The sequence below is a fragment of the Streptomyces sp. NPDC051219 genome (genome assembly GCF_040682335.1).
In the GTDB taxonomy this organism is placed as follows: Bacteria; Actinomycetota; Actinomycetes; order Streptomycetales; family Streptomycetaceae; genus Streptomyces.
The window spans coordinates 1-19,397 of record NZ_JBFBAS010000025.1 but is presented as its reverse complement, the minus strand read 5'-3'; the positions used below and the strand labels follow the sequence as shown (position 1 = coordinate 19,397).

Below are 19,397 nucleotides of genomic sequence, written 5' to 3'. Positions count from 1 at the left end.
GGCAGCGCCGCATCAATCCGGTCCGCCCGCTCCGCCCGGTCCGCCGAGTCAAGAAGGAGCAGCAGACCCGTAATGGGTGAACCTCCCAGTACCACCCGTGTCACCGCGTGCTCGCAGTGTGTGAGCCGGCGAACGGGGGTGGCACGGTGACCGAGGTTCTGCTGCTGGTGCTGGCCCTTGTACCGACCCTGGCGTGTGCGGTTTTCGTCGCGGCCGAATTCTCCTTGACCACGGTCGAGCGCAGCGAGCTGGAGCGTGCCGCGGCAGCGGGCGAACGGGGGGCTGTGAGCGCCCTCAAGGCCGCCAAGCGGCTCACCCTCCAGCTCTCCGGCGCGCAGCTCGGCATCACGGTGACCTCCCTGGTCATCGGCATGCTCGCCAAACCCTCTCTGGCCGCACTGCTGCGCGGCCCGCTGGAAGCGGCAGGAGCGCCCTCCGGAGCGGTGTCCTCCGTCGCCACCGTTCTCGGCGTCACGGTCTCCACCGTCGTGCTCATGGTCATCGGTGAGCTGGTCCCGAAGAACTGGGCCATCTCCAGCCCACTCGCGGTCGCCAAGGTGGTCGCAGGCCCTCAGCGCGCGTTCACCGCAGCGTTCGGGCCGCTGATCCGGCACTTGAACAACACCGCGAACCGTCTCGTACGGCGGTTCGGCCTGGAACCGCAGGAGGAGCTCGCCTCCGCCCGCACCCCGGAGGAGCTCGTCGCCCTTGCCCGCCACTCCGCACGGGAAGGCGCCATCGAGGAGGACTCGGCCGAGTTGTTCGTCCGCACCCTGCACCTGGCTGAGCTGACCGCGGAGAACGTCATGACACCGCGCGTCGACGTCAAGGCACTGGAGGCCCACGCCACCGCCGCCGACGCCGCGAACCTCACACTCACCACCGGCCTGTCCCGGTTCCCGGTCTACCGCGCGACCCTCGACGAGGTGACCGGCACCGTCCACATCCGCGACGTCCTGGCCCTGGACGAGAACAAGCGCGACCACGTCCTCGTATCGGACCTGGCCACCGAGCCGCTGCTCATCCCTGGTTCGCTCCCCGTGGACAAGCTGCTCCGGCGGCTTCGGCAGGCCCGCACGATGGCCGTGGTGATCGATGAGTACGGCGGCACCGCCGGCGTCGCCACCGTCGAGGACATCGTCGAGGAGGTCGTCGGCCCGGTCCGCGACGAACACGACCCGCACGAGGTCCCCGAGCTGATGCAGCTCGAGCCGTCGCCGGACGGCAGTCCCGTGTGGGAGGCGGACGGCACCGTCCGCCTCGACCAGCTCGAGGAGATCGGCTTCAACGCCCCAGAGGGCCCCTACGAAACACTCGCCGGCCTCATCGCCACCCGACTGGAGCGCATCCCGGACCCGGTCGACCGACTCGACGTCGAAGGCTGGCAGTTCACGGTGCTGAGGGTTGAGCACCACCGCGCCGACCGGGTCCGCGTCACCGCACCCGTCGCGGAGAGCGCGGAGGAAACCCGATGACCACCATCCAGCTCCTCATCGGCGCGCTCACCCTCCTCACCAACGCCTTCTTCGTCGGCGCGGAGTTCGCCCTCATCTCCGTACGGCGCAGCCAGATCGAACCCATGGCCCTCAGGGGCGACCGTCGCGCCAAGAGAGTGCTGTGGGGCCTGGAACACCTCTCCGCCGCCATGGCCACCGCCCAGCTTGGCATCACCATCTCCTCGCTGGTCCTGGGCGCTGTTGCCGAACCGGCCATCGCCCACCTCCTGGAACCGCCCTTCCAGGCGATCGGAGTCCCCGACGGGCTCACCCACCCGATCGCGTTCGTCATCGCCCTGACCCTGGCGACCTACCTGCACATGCTGGTCGGCGAGATGGTTCCCAAGAACATCGCCCTCGCGGCCCCGGTGCCGACGGCGCTCGCACTGGGGCCCGCCCTGGTGGACCTGACGCACGCGCTGCGGCCGGTAGTCCTTGGGATCAACGCGCTCGCCAACGCCATCCTGCGGCTGCTGAAGGTGGAGCCCAAGAGTGAGGTCGCCGCGGTCTTCACGGACGACGAACTCGCACGCCTGGTCAAGGACTCCAGTGAAGCCGGCCTCCTCGAGCCCGCTGACAGCGAGCGGCTGCGGGACGCCCTGGAGCTGGGTACCCGACCCGTGGGTGAGGTGATGGTGCCGCTTGACAAGGTGGTCACCGTCGGCCACGAGATCACCCCGCAGCAGCTGGAGCGGGCCGCCGCGGCATCCGGCTTCTCCCGCCTGCCGGTCGTCGGCCCCGGCAACCAAGTGCTCGGCTACCTGCACATCAAGGACGCCCTCGGCGTCGCCGACCGCACCCGGCCCTTCCCCCGCAGCGCGCTGCACAAGGTGATCCAGGTCGAGATCGACACCCCACTCGACGACACCATGACCGCCATGCGGGCCGCCGGCACCCACATGGCCGCCGTCACCGGCGAAAAGGGCACCGTCATCGGCTTTGTCACCATGGAGGACGTACTGGAAGAACTCGTCGGACCCGCCCATGGTGCGGCGGACTGACCACAGCCGACACCCGGCGAGCTCTCCCCGCAGGATGAGCGCGACGATCAGTTGTCCACCGGGCCGCCCCGGCCCTTCTCGGTTCCGGCGTGAGATCGAATCGTGCGTGCGGGCGTGGCGGGTTCGCCGCGGCGAACAGCTGACCGGACTCCCGTACACCCCGCAAATTCATTGCGGTCAGCAGGGCGACGAAGCAGAGCGCGCCATCAGAACGCGGTGGTCGGCCAGCGATGGCACCGCCGAGATGATGTTGTCCACACCGGAGGCGACCGAGACCGCCACGGTCATGACGTAGTCGACCACCAGAAGCGGCGACGACCAGACCGGCCGAGGGACCCAGGTTCGTCGATGCGACCTCGTAAGAGCCACGTGCCGCTCGGGTAGGCGTGGAAGAGACCGCTTCCCGCCGTCCCGGGCGTCGACAGGGCGTCGGGGCCGGCGTCGTCACAGCCGGATGACGACGAGGGCGATGTCGTCGCGGGATCCGCCCGTAACGCCGAGGTGTGCCAGCACGGCGTCGGCCAGACTTTCCGTTCCGAGGTGGCGGTACCGGGTCAGGGCGTTGGTGAGGCGTGCGAGGCCGGTGTCGATGTCCTCGCCTCGGCGTTCGATCAGTCCGTCCGTGTAGAGGACGAGGGTGCCATCGGGGGTATAGGAGCGGCTGGTCTGGGGGCGGGGAACGTGCTCCGGACGGGCGCCCAGCGGCGGGTCGGTGGCCTGGTCGAGGAGGTCGCAGGTCCCGTCGGACTGAACCAGGACAGGCGGTGGGTGCCCGGCGGTGCTGTAGGTGATCAGATGACGGTTGGTATCGATCACCACCTGGGCCGCGGTGGCCGCCAGCGCCCCGTCGATGGATCGCGCGTACAGACCCAGCACTTCCAGTGCCTTCGCGGGGCCCTCCGCAGTCCGCGCTGCGGCGCTGAGCGCGCTGCGGAGCATTCCCATGACCGCGGCGGCTTCCAGGCCGTGGCCCACCACATCGCCGACCGCTACGGCAAAGCGGCCATCGGGAAAGTCGACAATGTCGTACCAGTCGCCACACACGTTGAGTGATCCGATGGCGGGCAGGTAGCGAACCGAGATGTCCTGGTGTTTGGTCAGGTCCGGGGCGTGGAGCATGGCCTCCTGCAAAGTCACTGCGACTTGCCGTTCGCGGGTGTGAGCCTGGGTCAGTTCCTCGTTGAGCCGTTGCAGCTCCCGGGCTCGTGCATACAACTCGGCCTCCATTCCCACTTCCCGCTCGCTCAGCTTTCCGCCCAAATCGCGGACCTTTACGAACGCGGTCACGTCTTCGACCCGGTGAATGATCCAGGCCACGGCTCCCTGTGGGGCGAGTACCGGGGCATTGATGGTTGACCACCAGCGCTTCTCGAACACGCCGGGCCGCCCCACGAGGGGAATGTCGTAACGCTGCAGCGCCAGGGAGTCCGGCTTTCCGGTGGCCAGGACCCGCTGCAGGGAGGCCTCAAGTGTCAGCACCCCGTCGGCCTCGGGATCAGCGGGATTGTCGGGGAAGGCATCGAAAACGTAGCGCCCGACAAGATCCTCTCGCGTGCGTATGGTCGCCAGAAGGTAAGCGCGGTTGACATCGCGGATGACGAACTGCCTGTCCAGCACCAGATAAGGACTGGGCGTGGCGGCGAACAGCGCTGCGTAATCGAGAGTCATGTCATCAGGCGCCTGCCTGTTCCGGTCGTCAATCCGGCCGCCCACCGACCAATCTACCCCTGACGCCCGAGCTACCGCCCTTCCGGGCGGGGTGTAGGGCGTTCTTGGTGCGGAGGCGCGGAGCGCTGGAGTTAGCTGCGTTCCCGGCTCCGCGCCTGTCGGACCGGCCGTTTGCCGGTTGTCGATGTACTGGCGGACAGCGGTCAGGGATGCGCCGCCGCAAGCCAGGCCGACGTTGTAACTCGGTGCCGAAGGCCGCGAAAAGCTTGCACGGATATCGCTTCCGCGCCAATTGGGTTGATCTTCCGTGCTCCGCGCCTCGGCTGCAACTGGTGCCACGTCCGTAGTGCCACACCCTTGTCAGTCAGCCCTGAACTGGAGGAGTACAGGCGTGAAGCGTATGCAAAGGATCTCGGTCGCCGTTGCACTCGCGGTCGGGACTGTCTTCCTGGGCGTCGGCGGTGCCGCGGCCGACGACGATGACTTTGCTTCGTCAATTTCGAAGTTGTGGAACGACAGCTGGCTCAACGGCCACGGGGACAAGGGCGGTTACGAGGACGTCCACAAGCACGGCGACAAGGGCGGTCATGTGAACGACGGCGGTTACGCGTCAGCGGCAACCCCCGACATAGGACGGCGCCTCACGGGGATCTCGCAGGTGGCCCGTCGGCCTGATGACTGACCCGGCCAGGCAGGCCCGGCACCGCGCGGTCGGCGCGGTGCCGGGCCGCCCGCCTGTGACTGTGGATACTCGCCGTCAGTTCCAATGGTGCTGGGCAACGCGGGTTCCGCGCTGGGGGGTGTAGTGACACCCCCTGCGACGTCCCCTTGATGCCGCGGCCGTCGGTCGTGACAGAGGGCAGGAGACGGCGTGCGTTGCTCCCGGTGATCAGTGCTGCGTACATTCCACAGGGCCGGGACCAATTCCGGCGTCCGAGGGCGGTGCCGTTGATCTCCGTGAGTGCTCCCAGATGGAGGATTGATCTCAAACGGGCACTCGTGAAGGATCACTGGATAGAATTCAGGCATGCGAAAGCGACTCGTCGCGCTGACCGGGTCCGAACTCGTCACCGGAACAGGAACCGGATGCGACTCGACGGTGGTGAGTTCGGTCGTATCCCGTCGGCATGCGAAGTGGCGCGCTACTGCGAAGGGGCGTACGAGTCGTCGATGCGGACAGCCGCAACACGTCGGCTGACTGGGTAAGGGTGGCTGCTGATGGAGCGGGCGTCGGACGACATGAGCCTGTACGCCGGTCGGCCGTCCGGCCTGATCGGGACGCAAATTGCGGGCTACAGGGTGGAGCGCGAGATCGGCCGCGGCGGTATGGCCGTCGTTTACTGCGCGAAGGATCTGCGCCTGGACCGTACGGTCGCGCTCAAGCTGCTGGCCCCGGAGCTTGCCCGCAACGACACCTTCCGCCGCCGATTCACCCATGAGTCGCGTGTGGCTGCCGCGATCGACCATCCCCACATTGTGCCGATCTTCGAGGCCGGCGAGACCGACGGCGTTTTGTACATCGCGATGCGTTACGTTTCAGGGCTCGATTTGCGGGCGTTGCTGGACAGGGACGGCCCGCTTCCCGTCGCGACTGCCGTCCGTATCACGGCCCAGATCGCGTCCGCACTCGATGCTGCGCATGAACACGACCTTGTGCACCGGGACGTCAAGCCCGGCAACATTCTGGTTGCGAAGGGAACGGACAGTGATCACCCGGAGCACGTGTATCTCACAGATTTTGGGCTGACGAAGAAGTCGTTGTCGTTGACGGGGTTCACGACGGTGGGTGAGTTCGTCGGGACGCTTGACTACGTGGCACCGGAGCAGATTTCGGGTCGGCCGGTGGATGGCAGGTGCGATCTCTACAGCCTTGCCTGCGTCGTCTACGAAGCCCTTACCGGGAGGCCGCCGTTCCAGCGGGAGGAGGACATGGCCTTGTTGTGGGCGCATCAGTATGACCAGCCGCCTGCGTTGACGGAGAAGCTGCCGGGGATTGCGTCGGCGTTCGACGGTGTGCTGGGCAAGGCGTTGGCGAAGGTTCCTGATGACCGTTATGGCTCCTGTCTTGAGTTCGTGGCGGCCTTGCGGGGCGCTGCGGGCGGTGTTGGCAGTGGTGGTCATCCGGCGACGCAGGTGGGCTCCCGGTTGGCCGGCGGAGCCGTGGGATATCCAGGACCGCCTCCGGAACCGCCCGCCTGGGCCAGGCCGGTCTTCCGCCGAGCGCCGGGCCGGTAGAGCCGACGGCGGGCCGCCGCCGGGGGCGCCGTTTGGGTGCGTCCGAAGGGTGTGCTCGCAGTGCTCGCAGAGGTTCCGGAAGGCCGGCACCCAATCGGCATCGCCTCTGTCGCACATGTCTTCGTATCCGTGTGCGTCCTCAGCCGGCCGGATCCGGGCAGTGCGCTGCCGGGATGCTCGGTGGCCGGGACCGGTGGGTGAGGACGAGGGCGAGGACCGCGCCCCCGGTGGCACCTTCGGTCTGCCAGAGCATGGCGCGGCGGGGGCCGCTCAGGGCGGGCGGTTGCAGGCCGAGGGTGGTGATGTGGCGCGGCGCGTCTGTGAAGACGCTGTTCCGGTCGGCTTTGACGGCGGATTCCTTGAGGGCCCAGGAGGCGGCCAGGTCATCGGGCCGGCCGGTGTCGGTGTGCGAGCGTTCCTCGGCCGTGAGGACCCGGCCGGCGGCCCTGCGCACCGCAGGGGCCGAGGCGGTCTCGCACAGGTCCACGCCGACCGGGTCCGGTGCGAGGGCCGCGGCGGTGTGGCTGTTGGAGGCGTTCAGGGCCGGCGCCGGGCTGCCGCTGACGACGACGTGGGGGCTGCCGTCGAGGTGCGGGAGGATCTCGACCTCCGTCACCGGCGCGGCGAGGCTTCGCCGACCAGGTGCTTGGCGAGCAGCCGCCGGGGCCACCCATTCGGCCTGCGGCCAGGGCGGCAGGCCGCGGTGTATGTACCGTTCGGCCGGGGAGAGCGGCGGTGGGTGCGGTGATGCCGACTGGAGGGCGGCGCGCGGGATCACGATGAGGGTGGCTCCGCCCCATCGGTGGATACGCCCCGGCGCGATCGTCGGGAACCTCGTGTCCATCGCGGCGGCCGCTCAGGCGGCGGCGATGTCCGGGTGCCGCAGGCCGTGCTGCAGCGCGCTCACGGCGTGCCGGATCTGGTCGGGCGTGTGGTCGCAGGTGAGGAACGCGGATCGTCGTATTCCTGCGTCTTCAACCGGCCGGTCGCTCCCGCTCCGAGCACCACGGACAGGATGAGAAAGACGAGAGCGCCCAGGAGGACGAGTCGGGGACGACGGGTCGGTTGGCTCGCGCTTCTGCGGTCGCAGCGGGCGGTCGAAATGCCACCGTGCCCGGTCCGTGCGGGAGTCCGTAGTCCCGGCTATTCGTCTCTTGATGCAAGGCGGAGAAGGCAGTAGCGGGCGGCCGGTGCAAGGGGTGGCTTCAGCCGCCGGCCGGGGACACCGCCGCGGTGGCGCGGGCCTGAGCGTGTCCGCGCGTAGGCTGCGGAACAGTGTCGGCGGTCGTCTTCACGGGTCGCGGGCTGCCGGCTGCCGGCGGTGCGGCGCTGTACGTGCGCGCTCAGCCGCGGCCGGGTGCCCGGCGGGGGGTCACCAGCCGCTGGCATCCCCAGGCCGGCTCCGCGTGATGGCGCGCGGACCACCGGGCTCGTGTATCGGGGGACCGCATCGTCGACTTCCTCGCACACCTGCCCGATCGGCCCAACCGGCTTGCCACACCGCTGAGATGGACGTCCGTGCTGACGGCGGGCGCTCGATTCCGACGGTCTATGGTGTACGACATGTCCGCCCCTGAGCTGATCCGTATCGTCTCCCGCGACTCGCCGATGGCCCTGGCCCAGGTGGAGCGCGTCCGCGCCGAGCTGGCCGTACTGCACCCTGCCACCGTCACCGAGGTCGTTCCCGTGAAGACGACGGGCGACAAGTGGATGGGAGACCTCTCCCTGGTCGAGGGCAAGGGAGCCTTCACCAAGGAAGTAGACGCCGCCCTGCTCGCCGGTGTGGCGGACCTCGCCGTGCACTGCGTCAAGGACGTCCCGGCCGACCGGCCGCTGCCGGCCGGTACGACGTTTGCGGCCTTCCTTCAGCGCGACGACATCCGCGACGCCCTCATCCACCCCGACGGACTCACCCTCGACCAGCTACCGGCCGGCACAAGGATCGGCACCTCCTCGGTGCGCCGGATTGCGCAACTCGTCGCCTCCCACCCGCATCTGCAATGCATCCCGTTCCGCGGCAATGCCAACCGCCGCCTGGAGAAACTCGCCGCGGGCGAGGCGGACGCCCTCCTCCTGGCCGTCTCCGGCCTTCAGCGCATCGGCCGCCCCGACGTCATCAGCGAAATCCTCTCTCCGGAGGCGATGTGCCCGCCCATTGGCGCCGGCGTCCTCGCCCTCCAGTGCCGCCAAGACGACGCCGCCACCATCGACGCCGTCAGCGGCCTCAACCACCCCGGCACCTACCGTGAGACCACCGCGGAACGCATGTTCCTCCACGTCCTCCAGGGTCACTGCAACTCCCCGATCGCCGGCTACGCCACAGCCCACCGCAACGGCGACCTCTCACTGCGCGCCTGCGTCTTCAGCCCCGATGGCAAGACCGTCCTCAACGCACATGAATGGGCCGGCCCCCTCGACCCCGCCACCCTCGGCACCTCCGTCGCCGTCGCCCTGCTGCGCCAGGGCGCCCGCGAACTGATCGACAACATCGCGCACTGAGGCGGGCGTGCGTCGCGACCCTGCCGGCGTCCTGCACCAGCGGCGGGTTCCGCCGCGGCTGCGGTCGATGAAGAACCAGCTGTCGGCGTAGGCATCAACGTGCTCAGCCGCGTGCGGATGTACGTGCTCAAGTCCCCGCCAGACTGATCAAGAGAACCTGATGGGCGGTTGCGCTCTCAGCGGCTGGCTCTGGTTGCCCGGTGATGGGTCGAGCGGATGAGGACTGAGACCAAGACAGCCAGGTCTGCTGTGCCGGCAGCGTCGTCCGCGTAACGCGTGGTCAGCAAGGGGCCGGTCTGATCCAGCCGGACTCCCTCCAGCTCCAGGACGGAGGCGAGGGTGAGCATGGCGAGGCGGGCATTGCCATCCGGGAATGGGTGGAAGAACGCTACGTCCAGATAGGCCCTGGCCGCGCGGGAGGCGAGGGGGATTGCGCGGTCGACGCTATCGCCCAGACAGCGCTCAAAGTCCTGCTGCGTGTGTGGCGTAAGTCCGTAGCGTTCCCGGCCGCCCTTGGTGAATGCATCGCCTTGTCGGAACGGAACCTGAGACACGCGTAGGACAAGCCGCTGCCATTCAGCGAGAACCGCGCAGGTGAGGGGACGCTTGTGGGAAGCGTCCGAGCGGGACTGAGCCAGCGCCGCGAGCAGTCGGTCGGCTCGAGCCGGATCCGTGGGACGGGCCCCCGCGCCGCACCGGGTGGCGAGGCCGTCCACGGTCGCCTTGACTGGGGTCGGCGTCTCACCGACCGCGGAAGTCCAGTCGATCTGATTCCTGGCTCTGCACCAGGCAGCCAAAGCGTCAGCGGTCACGATAGGGCTGCTCTCCGGTCAGGCCTACCGCAAGATCCTCTCCCACGGTATCGACCAGGGTCCGCGACGGTTCCGTCCAACTCTTGAACCGTCCACCAATTGCGGTGTCGACCGCCTCCTTCGCCCTTTCCGGCCCCATGCCCGTGGAAGTGAGGAACCACGTCAGCACCCTGCGGCAGAGCCCGTACCAGCCGCATTCGGCACCCGTGCGGTCCACGACCACCGTCACCAGGCGGGTAGCCGCCCGTTCCAGGTGCCAGCTGCGATCCTCAGCATCCGCTCCGGCGGGCGGTGCCAATCGCGCGAACCGCTCGGCAACTCTTCCAGCCAGGCGCGCCACTCCAGCAGCGACGCGACCACCTTGGCGGCCGTCGCCGCGGGCTCGCCCACGGAATGGGAGACGCAGCACCAGCTGGTGACGACGCCACCACCGCCCTCGCCAACCGCCCAATGCCATCCGCAGGCCCACCGGCCGTAACGGGCCGCCAGAAGTGCCGTGACCTCGGTGGTGAAGCGATGTCTGTCAGGGCAGTCCCTGTCGGCCGCCCGCCGGCAGGGAGCCGAAGCCGCTTGACGGTCCTCTTGTCAACGCCCCGACCGGCCCCCGCCTGGACCGCGGGCCCGCGGACCGTGTGCGACAGGGGACGGGCCGCTGGACGAGCGCGACGAGATGCCCACGTCGGACGTCGACGTCATGGAGTGACTGACGGGCCGCAAGTACCAGGTGGTCCCGGACCCCTGCGAGGGCGCCGCTCTTTGAGAGACTCGTGCCGTCGTCCGTCGCTGAGGGTCGCAGGAGTCTCAGCGACTGCGCCCGCTGGCCGAGGCCAGGCCCAGCCAGGTGTGCGGATTGCCCTCCCAGCACCACCCCAGTTTGGGGGCGCCTTTGCTGATCCACAGGGCCGGGACCCGCCGGTCCCCGAGGCGGCTGCCGCCGAGCGAGAAGCACTTGTTCTTGGCCAGGGCCCGGGGATACTGGGTGATGAGTGCCAGACCCTCCTCGATGGTGAGCGGGGTGCGGTCCCGCTTTGCGATCGCCGCCAGAGCGTCCAAGGGGACGACGCTGCAGAATTCCTCGCCCCGGTCGACGTCGAAGGCGATGTACACCTCCCCTTCGGGCAGCGCCAGTTCCCTCAGCGTGACGAACCTTTCCAGCTCGCCCGGAGCGTAGAAGCGTTCGATGACTCCGGGACTGCTCTTTCCGGCGAGCGTGGTCAGCGGCACCGACTCCTCGAGGGGGACGAGCGCCCGAGTGACCACCAGCAGGAATGGAACGCGGCCTTCGGCCGGCGGTTCCAGCGTTGCCGCCCTGGTGAGAACGGGCTCGCGCAGCGGCTCGACGAGGCTGCGGAACGCTGTGTCCGTCATCCCCGCGAGGGCCGGGTATCCCAGGTCGACCAGCGTCCTGACCTGGCGGTCGAACTCGGTTCCGGTGTCGAAATCAGTCATGTGAGGCCTTCCTCGGAACGGCGGATGGCAGACGGGTGAGGGGCTGCGCCTCAGTAGGCGTGCCTGCGGGGGGAGTTGGTGGGGCGGAACTGACCTCCGCGTGCGGAGGTGGGCGGGAGTGTGCGGGCCTGGTGCTGGGCCCTGCGGCTGTGTGCCCGTTCTTGCGGTCGAGGGCTGCGGCGAAGCTGCTCTTGAACGAGGAGTTCATGGGTGCCTTTCAGGACGCCGGGAATCCCAAAAACTTGCTATGGACGTAAACTTAGCCCTGGTGTGCATCCTTCGTCAAGCGTAAACTTGCTACGCGTGTAAGATTGCCCCATGGGTATCGAACCAGTGGGGCTTCGCGAGTCCAAGAAGCAAGAAACCAGGCAACTCATCTCCGACCACGCGACCAGGCTGTTCATCGACAACGGCTTCGAAGCCACGACGATCGCCGAGATCGCCGCAGTCGCCAGGGTCGCCAAGAAGACAGTCACCAACTACTTCGCCCGCAAGGAGGACTTGGCCTTCGACCACCAGGACGAGTTCGTCGCGGGCCTTGCCCGGACCGTCGCAGACCGGTCCGAGGGAGAGTCGGCACTCACGGCACTACGGCGCGAGTTCCTCAAAGGCGTCGAGCGGCACGACCCGGTCATCGGATTCTCCGGTGAGGCGTTCGCCCGGATGATCGCGGACAGTCCCACTCTGCTGGCCCGTCTGCGCGACCTGCACGACCAACGCGAGGACGCGCTCGCCGGGCTCCTGGCCACCGAGACCGCAGCCGCCCCCGGCGACATCACCCCCCACGCGGCGGCAACTCAGCTCGGCGGCGCCCACCGAGTCCTCTTCCAGCACATCCTCGAGCTGACCCTCGACGGCCAGAGCAACGAGCGGATCGCCGAAACGGTGACCGCGTCGGCCCACCGCGTCTTCGACTTGCTGGAAGGCCCGCTCGCCGACTACGCCGTGAAATGAGGACAGCAGCCGCCCCCTTTTGCCGCCTCGGCACTCCACACCGCATGCCGCAGGCGGCGGGGCGTTTCGCGGCGGCACGTGACGAAGTGCGCCCCTGTTTCGTCCTCACCACCTGATCGACCCCGGAACCGCCGGACAAGTACCCGGCCCCACCGCCGTAGACCTCCCTCCCCGCACACTCATGTGGGGAAGCCCGTGCCGCCCGGCTGTCTCGGCGTGCGGCCGTAGGGGAGCTGTGTGACCCTTGCCGCGAGAGCGGGCCATGTCGACGAGGGGAGACGGTGATGAATCAGCTCGGAGACAATCCGGAAGAGGTCCGCAAGCGGCTGGAGGAAGAGAAGCGGCATGCCCGGGAGCGGGACCGGAAGTCGGCTGACCAGGCCGCGCGCGGCGCCCAGCCCGAGGCCCCGACCGGCGGCCAGGGGCAGGTCCCGACGTACGAGGAGGAGCCGGACTCGGACTGACCCCGTGCCCTCACCCGCCGCTGACGCTCGGAGACTGGCTGATCACTCGGCCGAAACAGGCGCCCGTGCCCTCCAGCCGTTCGCGACCGGGCGCCCTTACCCAGCGCCGGACGCCTGACCTGGGCCTGCCGTACCCCCTCGCCTCGGCCTGCCGCTCGATGGCCCGGGAGGGTGCGGGTCCCCCCGTCACCATGTCGCCGGCACTTAAGCGCAGTGGATTGACGAACTGCTTCCCGCGCCGCTCGCCCGCACCTCCGGGGCGACCCGCGCCTTCCGCCGCCGCTGCGCCACCAACCCCTACGGCCTATGGAAGTCGCCTACCGGGTGCTCCTTCTCCACACACGCAGGAGAGGCGGCCTCGGGCCGGCAGGGCGCGAGCGCGGAAGGGGCAGCGGCGGCAGAAGGGTCAGCCGACGATCGGGGACACAAGAGGGGGAGTGCTGCAGAGGGCACGTACGGCTGACTGCGCTGCCTGCTCCACGGCGGATATGCCGTGGGACATGGTCCGGCTGCCGTGAGAAAGGATCACGAGGTAGAATATGCGCCCGTGTGCTTTGACCCGCCCCATGCTGTTGATTTCCCAGCGTTGGGAGTGGGAGCGCGGCAGCCATCCGTTCTTGAGCTGCCAATGGCTGCCTGCCGCGGAGACCCCCCAGTCCTGGTCGTCATCGATCTGGCCCATGAGGGTCTGGATCAGGTCGCGTGAGGGACCCTTGAGCGGTGAATGGTCGTCAAACACCGAGGACAGCAAGGCCAGTTGGTCTGCCGCAGTGGTCCGGGTGAGGCCCCAGTGGGGGCCTGGCCCCGCTTGGGTGGAGGTCAATCCGAGGGCCCTGTTGGCGTCTGTGAGTCCTCGGCCGCGACCGATACGCCGCCACAGGGCATTGGCGGAGGCGTTGTCGCTGCTCTGGATCATCGAAGCCGCGGTCGATGCCTCCCACCGGGTGAGCGGCCGCCTCTCTCGCTGGGCACGCAGCAGCAGGGCCGCCAGGATATCCACCTTGACTATGCTCGCGGTGACGTGCGCTCGCGAGCCGTACACCGCCCGTCGACCGTCCCGGGGATCCATCACAGCGACCGACACCCGAGTGCCGCTCCGCGTCCGGATCGGTTCGAGAGATCGGGCGAGCACACTGTTCACATCCGTCGGAGCGGACGCCCGCGTGCCGGGGCTGCCCGACGGCGCCCTGGCCGGCTTTTTGCTCTCCGACGTCGCCGGCAGCCGGCTCGGCACCTGGCTCTGTGCCTGGCTCTTCGCCTGGTTCTGCGCCGGGCGGTGTCCGCCTCGGTCACCGGTCTGCTGACCGGCAGCGAAGCAGCCCGTGAGCAACATGCCCGCAGCTGAGCATGCCACCGCCCGCTGTATGAGCCCCCATCCCGCGAGGGGCTCGCCTTGTCTGACCGGGACGCGCGGGACAGGCTCGTGCTCCATCCCCTGGGGCGAACAGGCAACTTCAGTCGGATCCACCGGGAACCTCACTCGCACAAGTGGGCGGCAAAAACGGAACGGAAAAGGTGGCCACAGTCTTTTCTGCCGGGAGGCGCGCCGCATCCCGGCGCGGTTTCCCCCCAAAGGCGCAAGGCGCCCACCGCACTCAGCCGCCTGAGGACCTTCGGGACGAAGACGGAGGCCCAATCTCCCCGGCCCTCGGCACCTGTCCCCCGCGCCGCTGTGCCGTGCAACGCCGCCCCTGGTCCCGGTGCCGTGGCCCTTGGCACACCACCCGTGCCGGTGAGTGCCTTGCGGCGCTTGGAGGAGTGCAGTCGGCGGCGCCGCCGCAGGTGCCATCGAGCAACATGCCGCGCCGCCCTCACGGCGCAGAGGGCTGCCCACAGTAGTTGCTGGGGCGACTGGCCGAGTCACCGACTACCGTCGAAAAGGTGCTTGAAACTGCAATCCATCTGACCAGGGATAGCGCTCATGACTTCCACCCCAAGGACGTTCACTCCGCCCGCCGGACCCCGCGACGCCCCCTCCCCACGCGCCTACGATGCCGGGCTGCTGCTGCTGCGCCTCGCGGTCGGCCTGACGATGGCCGTACACGGCACCCAGAAGTTGTTCGGCTGGTTCGGCGGTCCAGGCATCCACCGCACCGGACAGTTCTTCGAACTGAGCGGCTATCCGCACGGCGACGCCATGGCCCTCCTGGCCGGCCTCAGCGAGACCTTTGGCGGCCTCGGTCTTGCCCTCGGTCTGCTCACACCACTGGCCGGCGCCGCGATCGTGGCAACCATGATCAACGTCCTCGCCGTGAAGTGGGGCGGCGGCTTCTTCGCCCCCAAAGGTATCGAGTACGAACTACTGATCATGGCCGCCGCCGCGACCCTCACCCTCACCGGCCCCGGCCGCTACGCCCTCGACCACTACATTCCGGTGCTCCGCGGGCACCGTCTGGCCTATGGTGCCGTCGCGCTTGTGCTGGCAGCGGTGGCGGCCGCCGTCGTCCTCCTGATCCGCGGCTGACCCGCGTCGCATCTGCGGCCGACAGGCCGCCTCAGCGATCGCTTCGCAGGCGGCCGACGGCCGACGCGCGACAGCGGTCCGCTCGGTCCCGGGCAGGCCCTGCTCACCCGTGATCGTCACTGAGACCGGGGGAGCGCCGTCAGCCTGAACGCTCGGCCGGAATCGTCCCCCTCGGCCGTCCCTTCCGGTAAGGGAAGAACGCGGCCGAAGGCCTACGGACCGCCCAGAGCCGGCGACAAGCGCAAGGGCTGCAGCGGGGTCGTGAGCCAGGCGGGCGCGTCGGGCCCGATGACGCCGGCCTTCCTTACGACTCGAGTGCGCCGCGTCGGGGGCAGTGCGACGTGTCACAGACAACTTGGCGGCGCTGTGGGAACTTCAACTCTGCTACTCGTCAGTCGAGTTACTGAAGAGCCGGGGCGAGGACCGGACGGCACGCGGACCGCGTCGGTCGCCCCGTGGGGGTGTCCGAGGCGTAACCGCGGTCGGGCGGTGGCATCCGGCTCCGGACGGTCTGCCCGCACGTGGAGAGGATCGAATGAGCACTTTGAATGCCGTAACGCTTGACCAGGTGGTCGACACGGCTCGGTATCCCCTGTCCGAGCTCGAAAGCGCCGAGGGACAGGCCGTGGTTTCCCGCGCCCGGCGCGAACTGCTGGACGTCGGCTGTACCGTGCTGCCGGACTTCATCCGTCCATCGCTCCGCGATGTGTTGCGGCAGGAGTGCTCCGCCATCGCCCCCCGTGCGCACTTCGACGTCGAAACGGTCAACGTCTACAACATCGCGGTGGACTCGGCTCTGCCGGAGGACCACCCCGGCCGCAGGACTTTCCAGCGGGGCAACGCGTTCGTCGCGCGGGACCGCGTCCCCGCGGGCTCCCTCATCAGCCGGCTCTATTCCCACACCGCGTTCCAGCGGTTCGTCGCCCGCTGCTTCGGACTGCCGCAGTTGCACGAGTTGGCCGACCCGCTCTCCGGGCTGGTACTCAACGTCGTCGAGCCGGGCATGGAGCATCCGTGGCACTTCGACACCAACGAGTTCACGGTCAGCATGCTCACCCAGGAAGCGCAGGCCGGCGGCGTCTTCGAGTACTGCCCGAACATCAGGTCCGCGCGCGACGAGAGCTTCGACGATGTCCGGGACGTACTGGACGGCCGGGGTGAGCGGTTGACCCGGCGCCTGGCACTGCAACCCGGTGACCTGCAACTGTTCAAGGGCCGCTACTCGCTGCACCGGGTGAGCCCCGTACAGGGCGAGGTCGCGCGCCACTCCGCGATATTCGCCTACAGCGAGCGCCCCGGCGTCATCGGGAGCGTGGCACGGACCCGGCAGTTGTTCGGCAGGGTACTGCCCGGGCACCTGGCGGCCGAGGGCCGCGCCGTTCGGGGCGACCAACTGCTGGATTAGCGGGCGCAGGAGAACGTGCAGTCGGCGTAGACCCTTTCCCCACTCTGCGATCCCCGGAGGAGTAAGCCCTGTGCGTTTCGACGCGACCGGAAAAGTGACACTCGACCACATCTACACCCAGCCCGATCCGCGCGCCTATTTCAGCCTGCTGCGCCCGCTCGGCTACTGCATTCCGCAACAGGCCAAGCCCTACTTCGCGAAGCTCATCAAGGAGTACCGGGAATCCCAGCACGTCGTGGAGCCGAAAGTGCTGGACATCGGCTGCTCGTACGGAATCAACGCCGCCCTGCTGAAGTACGACGCGAGCATGGACGAGCTGTACGCCCGCTACTGCGGCGAGGAAGGCGGCGCCGAAGCGCAGGCCGACGCGGTGGCCGCCGCGGAGACCGACACCGAGGAAGACGCGGAGCCCGCGGGGTGGACTCGCGACGCGCTGCTGGAGCGCGACCGGGAGCTGTCCCGGTCGCGACGGCCCGCGCACGGCATTCGCTTCGTCGGCCTGGACACCTCCAGCCCGGCGTTGTCCTACGCGCTCGAGGCCGGTTTCCTCGACGACGCGGTACACGCCGACCTGGAGAAGCACGAGCCCACACCGCGGCAGCGCGCCCAGTTCGCCGGGACGGACCTGGTGATCTCGACGGGCTGCCTGGGCTACGTCACCGAGCGGACGCTGACGCGCGTAGTCCTGGCGCAGGGCGGCCGCAGGCCATGGATGGCGCACTTCGTACTCCGGATGTTCCCGTTCGACCCCGTCGAGCGCGCGCTGACCGGACTGGGGTACGAGACCATCCGTGTCGAAGAGGCGTTCAAGCAACGGCGGTTCGCCTCGCCGGAGGAGCAGGCCCTCGTGCTGGGCAGGATGTCTGCCGCCGGGGTGGATGCGGAGGGACTGGAGGCGGAAGGCTGGCTCCACGCACAGCTCTACCTCTCCCGTCCCTACGGCACGTCAGGTCCGCCCGCCCGGGGGCTCGCATCCCCCGAGACAACCACAATTCCCCACGATCCGAATCGAGAGCAGAATTGAACAACAGTCAGGGAGCAGCAGGTAGCGCCACCTTCGCCCAGGAGGACAGCCTGCCGCGCGTGCCGCTGCCTACGCTGGGGGCGAGCTGCGAGCGGTTTCTCGCTTGGTGCGCGCCGCTGCTGACCGCCGATGAGCGGGCTGCGACCGAGGCGGAGGTGGCCGCCTTCCTCCGGCCCGACGGTCCCGGGCGGGTGCTGCAGGCGGCGCTCGAGGAGTACGACGCCACGGACGGCGTGCACAGCTGGCTGGACACCTTCTGGCCGTACCGCTACCTGGGCCGCCGGGACCGGATCGCGCTCAACGCCAACTTCTTCTTCCTGTTCCAGGACTCCGGCCAGAGGCAGGTGGAGCGGGCGGCCGGGCTCATCGCCGGGGCCCTGAACTACAAGCAGCAGCTCGATCAGGGGCTCATTGCCCCAGTGGTGCAGCGCGGGGCGCCCCAGTCGATGGTGCAGAACAAGTTCCTGTTCTCCACCACTCGGATCCCCGGCGCGCAGCAGGACACCGTCCGCGCCCCCTACACCGATGCGTGGCCCGGGCCGTCCGAAGCCCGGCACATCGTGGTGTTCTTCCGGGGCGCCATGTTCCGGCTCGACGTACTCGGCCCGGACGGTGTCCCGCACAGCCTGGACGACCTCGAGGCAGGACTGCGCGCCGTGCTGAAGTCCGGCGCCGAGCCGGCCGGCGCGGACACATCGATGGGCCACCTCACCACCATGGCCCGTGCGGAGTGGGCGGCCGCCCGTGAGTCCCTCCTCGCCTATCACCCCAGCAACGCCGACGCTCTGGACGACGTCGAGACAGCGCTGTTCTGCGTCGCTCTGGAAGACTTCGCACCCGCGGACACCCAGAACGCCTGCGACGAGCTGCTGTACGGCGACGGAGGCAACCGCTGGTTCGACAAGGCCGTTTCCTTCATCGTCTTCGCCGACGGCCGGGCGGGGATCAACGTCGAGCACTGCGAGCTGGACGGGACCACCATCCTCAGCTTCACCGATGCCTTGCTCAGCACCCCGGCCGAGGAGCACTCCGGGCAGTCCGGGGCCCGCTCTCAGGGGCTGCCGACGCTGGAGCCGATCGTGTTCGAGCTGGACGACGCCCTGCGGGCCCAGGTGAGCTCCGCTGCCGACGCGTTCGCCGCGTACGGGGAGAACACCGCGACAGAGACCGTGTCGTTCGCGGACTTCGGCAGCAGCGCGGCCAAGGCACTGGGGGTCTCGCCGGACGCGTTCGTGCAGGTCGCCTATCAGCTCGCCCACCAGCGCGCGAAGGGGCACCTGGGCGCCACGTACGAATCGATCGCCACCCGGCAGTACCGGCACGGGCGGACCGAGGCGATGCGCGTGGTCACCCCCGAGATGGGGGAGTTCGTGGCGGCGATGGACGACCCGTCGGCGGACGCGGACACCCGGCGCGCCGCGTTCCGAGCCGCCACCGAAGCCCATGTGGCGCGCGCGAAGGCGTGCCAGGCCGGGCAGGTGCCCGAGCAGCACCTGTGGGAGCTGGAACTGATCCAGCGGCGGCGCGGAGCGGAGCTCGGGCTGACCGAGCAGCCCGCGCTGTACCGGTCGCCGGGCTGGCTGACGATGCGGGACGACTATCTGAGCACCAGCTCCGCGCCGTCAGCCAACATCCAGTACTTCGGCTTCGGGTCGACCAGCAGCCGGTGCATCGGCGTCGCCTATGTGCTGCTGCCCGAGCGGTTCAACCTGTATCTGAGCACGCCGCTGCCGGTGGCCGGCCAGATGCGTACGTTCGCCGACAGGCTCCGGGAGGCGGTGGCCGAACTCCGGGACCTCCTGGCGGCCCAGCGGTCCGAGGACTGACAGAGAGCCGAAAGTGGGCCCCCCCCCCCCCGGGGGGGGGGGCACGTGGGATGCCCCGACGACCCGGGGGGGGGGCGCGCCGAGTAGCGGAGAGCACACC

Annotated in this window: 17 protein-coding genes and 2 pseudogenes; 11 read left to right on the top strand and 8 right to left on the bottom strand. The window is 69.0% G+C overall.

Translation table 11 applies throughout. The features are described 5' to 3' along the window. The first annotated feature begins 146 nt into the window (after positions 1–146). Together AB0M62_RS24800 and AB0M62_RS24795 are read left to right on the top strand one after the other, a co-directional pair. Positions 147–1,475: a hemolysin family protein gene (locus AB0M62_RS24800; RefSeq protein WP_366076480.1), complete on the top strand. Its 1,329-nt coding sequence runs from the start codon at positions 147–149 to the stop codon at positions 1,473–1,475. Then, positions 1,472–2,497: a hemolysin family protein gene (locus AB0M62_RS24795; protein ID WP_366076479.1), complete on the top strand. Its 1,026-nt coding sequence runs from the start codon at positions 1,472–1,474 to the stop codon at positions 2,495–2,497. The genes AB0M62_RS24800 and AB0M62_RS24795 overlap by 4 nt, the downstream gene beginning before the upstream one ends. A gap of 127 nt (positions 2,498–2,624) precedes the next feature. On the opposite strand, the pseudogene AB0M62_RS24790 reads toward AB0M62_RS24795, so the two are convergent. Then, positions 2,625–2,864, bottom strand: a pseudogene (locus tag AB0M62_RS24790) (amino acid permease); the annotation flags it as partial. A 77-nt stretch (positions 2,865–2,941) separates the two neighbouring features. Beyond that, positions 2,942–4,165, bottom strand: coding sequence for a SpoIIE family protein phosphatase (locus AB0M62_RS24785; RefSeq protein WP_366076548.1), 1,224 nt, complete (start codon positions 4,163–4,165; stop codon positions 2,942–2,944). Between the two features lie 391 nt (positions 4,166–4,556). Here AB0M62_RS24785 and AB0M62_RS24780 point away from each other — a divergent pair, with 391 nt between their 5' ends. Together AB0M62_RS24780 and AB0M62_RS24775 are read left to right on the top strand one after the other, a co-directional pair. Then, on the top strand, positions 4,557–4,847 hold the full coding sequence (locus tag AB0M62_RS24780) for a hypothetical protein (protein ID WP_366076478.1): 291 nt from the start codon (positions 4,557–4,559) through the stop codon (positions 4,845–4,847). A 536-nt stretch (positions 4,848–5,383) separates the two neighbouring features. Then, a complete protein-coding gene (locus AB0M62_RS24775) occupies positions 5,384–6,400 on the top strand; it encodes a serine/threonine-protein kinase (protein WP_366076477.1) in 1,017 nt (338 codons plus the stop codon). A 139-nt stretch (positions 6,401–6,539) separates the two neighbouring features. Here the strand turns inward: AB0M62_RS24775 and AB0M62_RS24770 are convergent, their stop codons facing one another. Then, positions 6,540–7,244 (bottom strand): 4'-phosphopantetheinyl transferase superfamily protein, encoded by a 705-nt coding sequence (locus AB0M62_RS24770; protein ID WP_366076476.1) that lies wholly within the window; start codon positions 7,242–7,244, stop codon positions 6,540–6,542. Between the two features lie 719 nt (positions 7,245–7,963). Between AB0M62_RS24770 and hemC the strand changes: the two genes are divergently transcribed. Next, a complete protein-coding gene (gene hemC, locus AB0M62_RS24765; RefSeq protein ID WP_366076475.1) occupies positions 7,964–8,899 on the top strand; it encodes a hydroxymethylbilane synthase in 936 nt (311 codons plus the stop codon). 18 nt (positions 8,900–8,917) lie between these two features. Here the strand turns inward: hemC and AB0M62_RS24760 are convergent. From AB0M62_RS24760 to AB0M62_RS24745, 4 genes and pseudogenes are all read right to left on the bottom strand, one after another. After that, a pseudogene (locus AB0M62_RS24760) lies at positions 8,918–8,971 on the bottom strand (CGNR zinc finger domain-containing protein); the annotation flags it as partial. Positions 8,972–9,075: 104 nt separating this feature from the next. Then, positions 9,076–9,453, bottom strand: a complete 378-nt coding sequence (locus tag AB0M62_RS24755) for a Fic family protein (RefSeq protein ID WP_366076474.1) — start codon at positions 9,451–9,453, stop codon at positions 9,076–9,078. 247 nt (positions 9,454–9,700) lie between these two features. Then, on the bottom strand, positions 9,701–10,051 hold the full coding sequence (locus AB0M62_RS24750; protein WP_366076473.1) for a hypothetical protein: 351 nt from the start codon (positions 10,049–10,051) through the stop codon (positions 9,701–9,703). Positions 10,052–10,512: 461 nt separating this feature from the next. Further along, positions 10,513–11,160, bottom strand: coding sequence for a DUF5701 family protein (locus AB0M62_RS24745; RefSeq protein ID WP_366076472.1), 648 nt, complete (start codon positions 11,158–11,160; stop codon positions 10,513–10,515). A 318-nt stretch (positions 11,161–11,478) separates the two neighbouring features. Between AB0M62_RS24745 and AB0M62_RS24740 the strand changes: the two genes are divergently transcribed. Together AB0M62_RS24740 and AB0M62_RS24735 are read left to right on the top strand one after the other, a co-directional pair. Then, positions 11,479–12,114 carry a TetR/AcrR family transcriptional regulator gene (locus tag AB0M62_RS24740; protein ID WP_366076471.1) on the top strand — a complete coding sequence of 212 codons (636 nt, stop codon included), beginning with the start codon at positions 11,479–11,481 and terminating at the stop codon, positions 12,112–12,114. A 284-nt stretch (positions 12,115–12,398) separates the two neighbouring features. After that, positions 12,399–12,578 (top strand): hypothetical protein, encoded by a 180-nt coding sequence (locus AB0M62_RS24735; protein WP_366076470.1) that lies wholly within the window; start codon positions 12,399–12,401, stop codon positions 12,576–12,578. A 406-nt stretch (positions 12,579–12,984) separates the two neighbouring features. Here the strand turns inward: AB0M62_RS24735 and AB0M62_RS24730 are convergent, their stop codons facing one another. Beyond that, positions 12,985–13,911, bottom strand: coding sequence for a serine hydrolase (locus tag AB0M62_RS24730; protein WP_366076469.1), 927 nt, complete (start codon positions 13,909–13,911; stop codon positions 12,985–12,987). Positions 13,912–14,499: 588 nt separating this feature from the next. On the opposite strand from AB0M62_RS24730, the gene AB0M62_RS24725 reads away from it, so the two are divergent. From AB0M62_RS24725 to AB0M62_RS24710, 4 genes are all read left to right on the top strand, one after another. Then, positions 14,500–15,042, top strand: a complete 543-nt coding sequence (locus AB0M62_RS24725; RefSeq protein WP_366076468.1) for a DoxX family protein — start codon at positions 14,500–14,502, stop codon at positions 15,040–15,042. A gap of 535 nt (positions 15,043–15,577) precedes the next feature. Continuing rightward, positions 15,578–16,447, top strand: a complete 870-nt coding sequence (locus AB0M62_RS24720) for an arpA protein (RefSeq protein WP_366076467.1) — start codon at positions 15,578–15,580, stop codon at positions 16,445–16,447. 70 nt (positions 16,448–16,517) lie between these two features. After that, positions 16,518–17,471 (top strand): class I SAM-dependent methyltransferase, encoded by a 954-nt coding sequence (locus AB0M62_RS24715; RefSeq protein WP_366076466.1) that lies wholly within the window; start codon positions 16,518–16,520, stop codon positions 17,469–17,471. A gap of 59 nt (positions 17,472–17,530) precedes the next feature. Continuing rightward, a complete protein-coding gene (locus tag AB0M62_RS24710; protein ID WP_366076465.1) occupies positions 17,531–19,297 on the top strand; it encodes a choline/carnitine O-acyltransferase in 1,767 nt (588 codons plus the stop codon). The last annotated feature ends 100 nt before the right edge of the window (positions 19,298–19,397 follow it).

Excerpts from the sequence above, each read along its gene's own strand:
- AB0M62_RS24795 (WP_366076479.1), top strand. The coding sequence starts at position 1,472 with ATGACCACCATCCAGCTCCTCATCGGCGCGCTCACCCTCCTCACCAAC.
- AB0M62_RS24785 (WP_366076548.1), bottom strand. The coding sequence starts at position 4,165 with ATGACTCTCGATTACGCAGCGCTGTTCGCCGCCACGCCCAGTCCTTAT.
- AB0M62_RS24775 (WP_366076477.1), top strand. The coding sequence starts at position 5,384 with ATGGAGCGGGCGTCGGACGACATGAGCCTGTACGCCGGTCGGCCGTCC.
- AB0M62_RS24770 (WP_366076476.1), bottom strand. The coding sequence starts at position 7,244 with ATGGACACGAGGTTCCCGACGATCGCGCCGGGGCGTATCCACCGATGG.
- hemC (WP_366076475.1), top strand. The coding sequence starts at position 7,964 with ATGTCCGCCCCTGAGCTGATCCGTATCGTCTCCCGCGACTCGCCGATG.
- AB0M62_RS24745 (WP_366076472.1), bottom strand. The coding sequence starts at position 11,160 with ATGACTGATTTCGACACCGGAACCGAGTTCGACCGCCAGGTCAGGACG.
- AB0M62_RS24740 (WP_366076471.1), top strand. The coding sequence starts at position 11,479 with ATGGGTATCGAACCAGTGGGGCTTCGCGAGTCCAAGAAGCAAGAAACC.
- AB0M62_RS24735 (WP_366076470.1), top strand. The coding sequence starts at position 12,399 with ATGAATCAGCTCGGAGACAATCCGGAAGAGGTCCGCAAGCGGCTGGAG.
- AB0M62_RS24730 (WP_366076469.1), bottom strand. The coding sequence starts at position 13,911 with ATGTTGCTCACGGGCTGCTTCGCTGCCGGTCAGCAGACCGGTGACCGA.
- AB0M62_RS24725 (WP_366076468.1), top strand. The coding sequence starts at position 14,500 with ATGACTTCCACCCCAAGGACGTTCACTCCGCCCGCCGGACCCCGCGAC.
- AB0M62_RS24720 (WP_366076467.1), top strand. The coding sequence starts at position 15,578 with ATGAGCACTTTGAATGCCGTAACGCTTGACCAGGTGGTCGACACGGCT.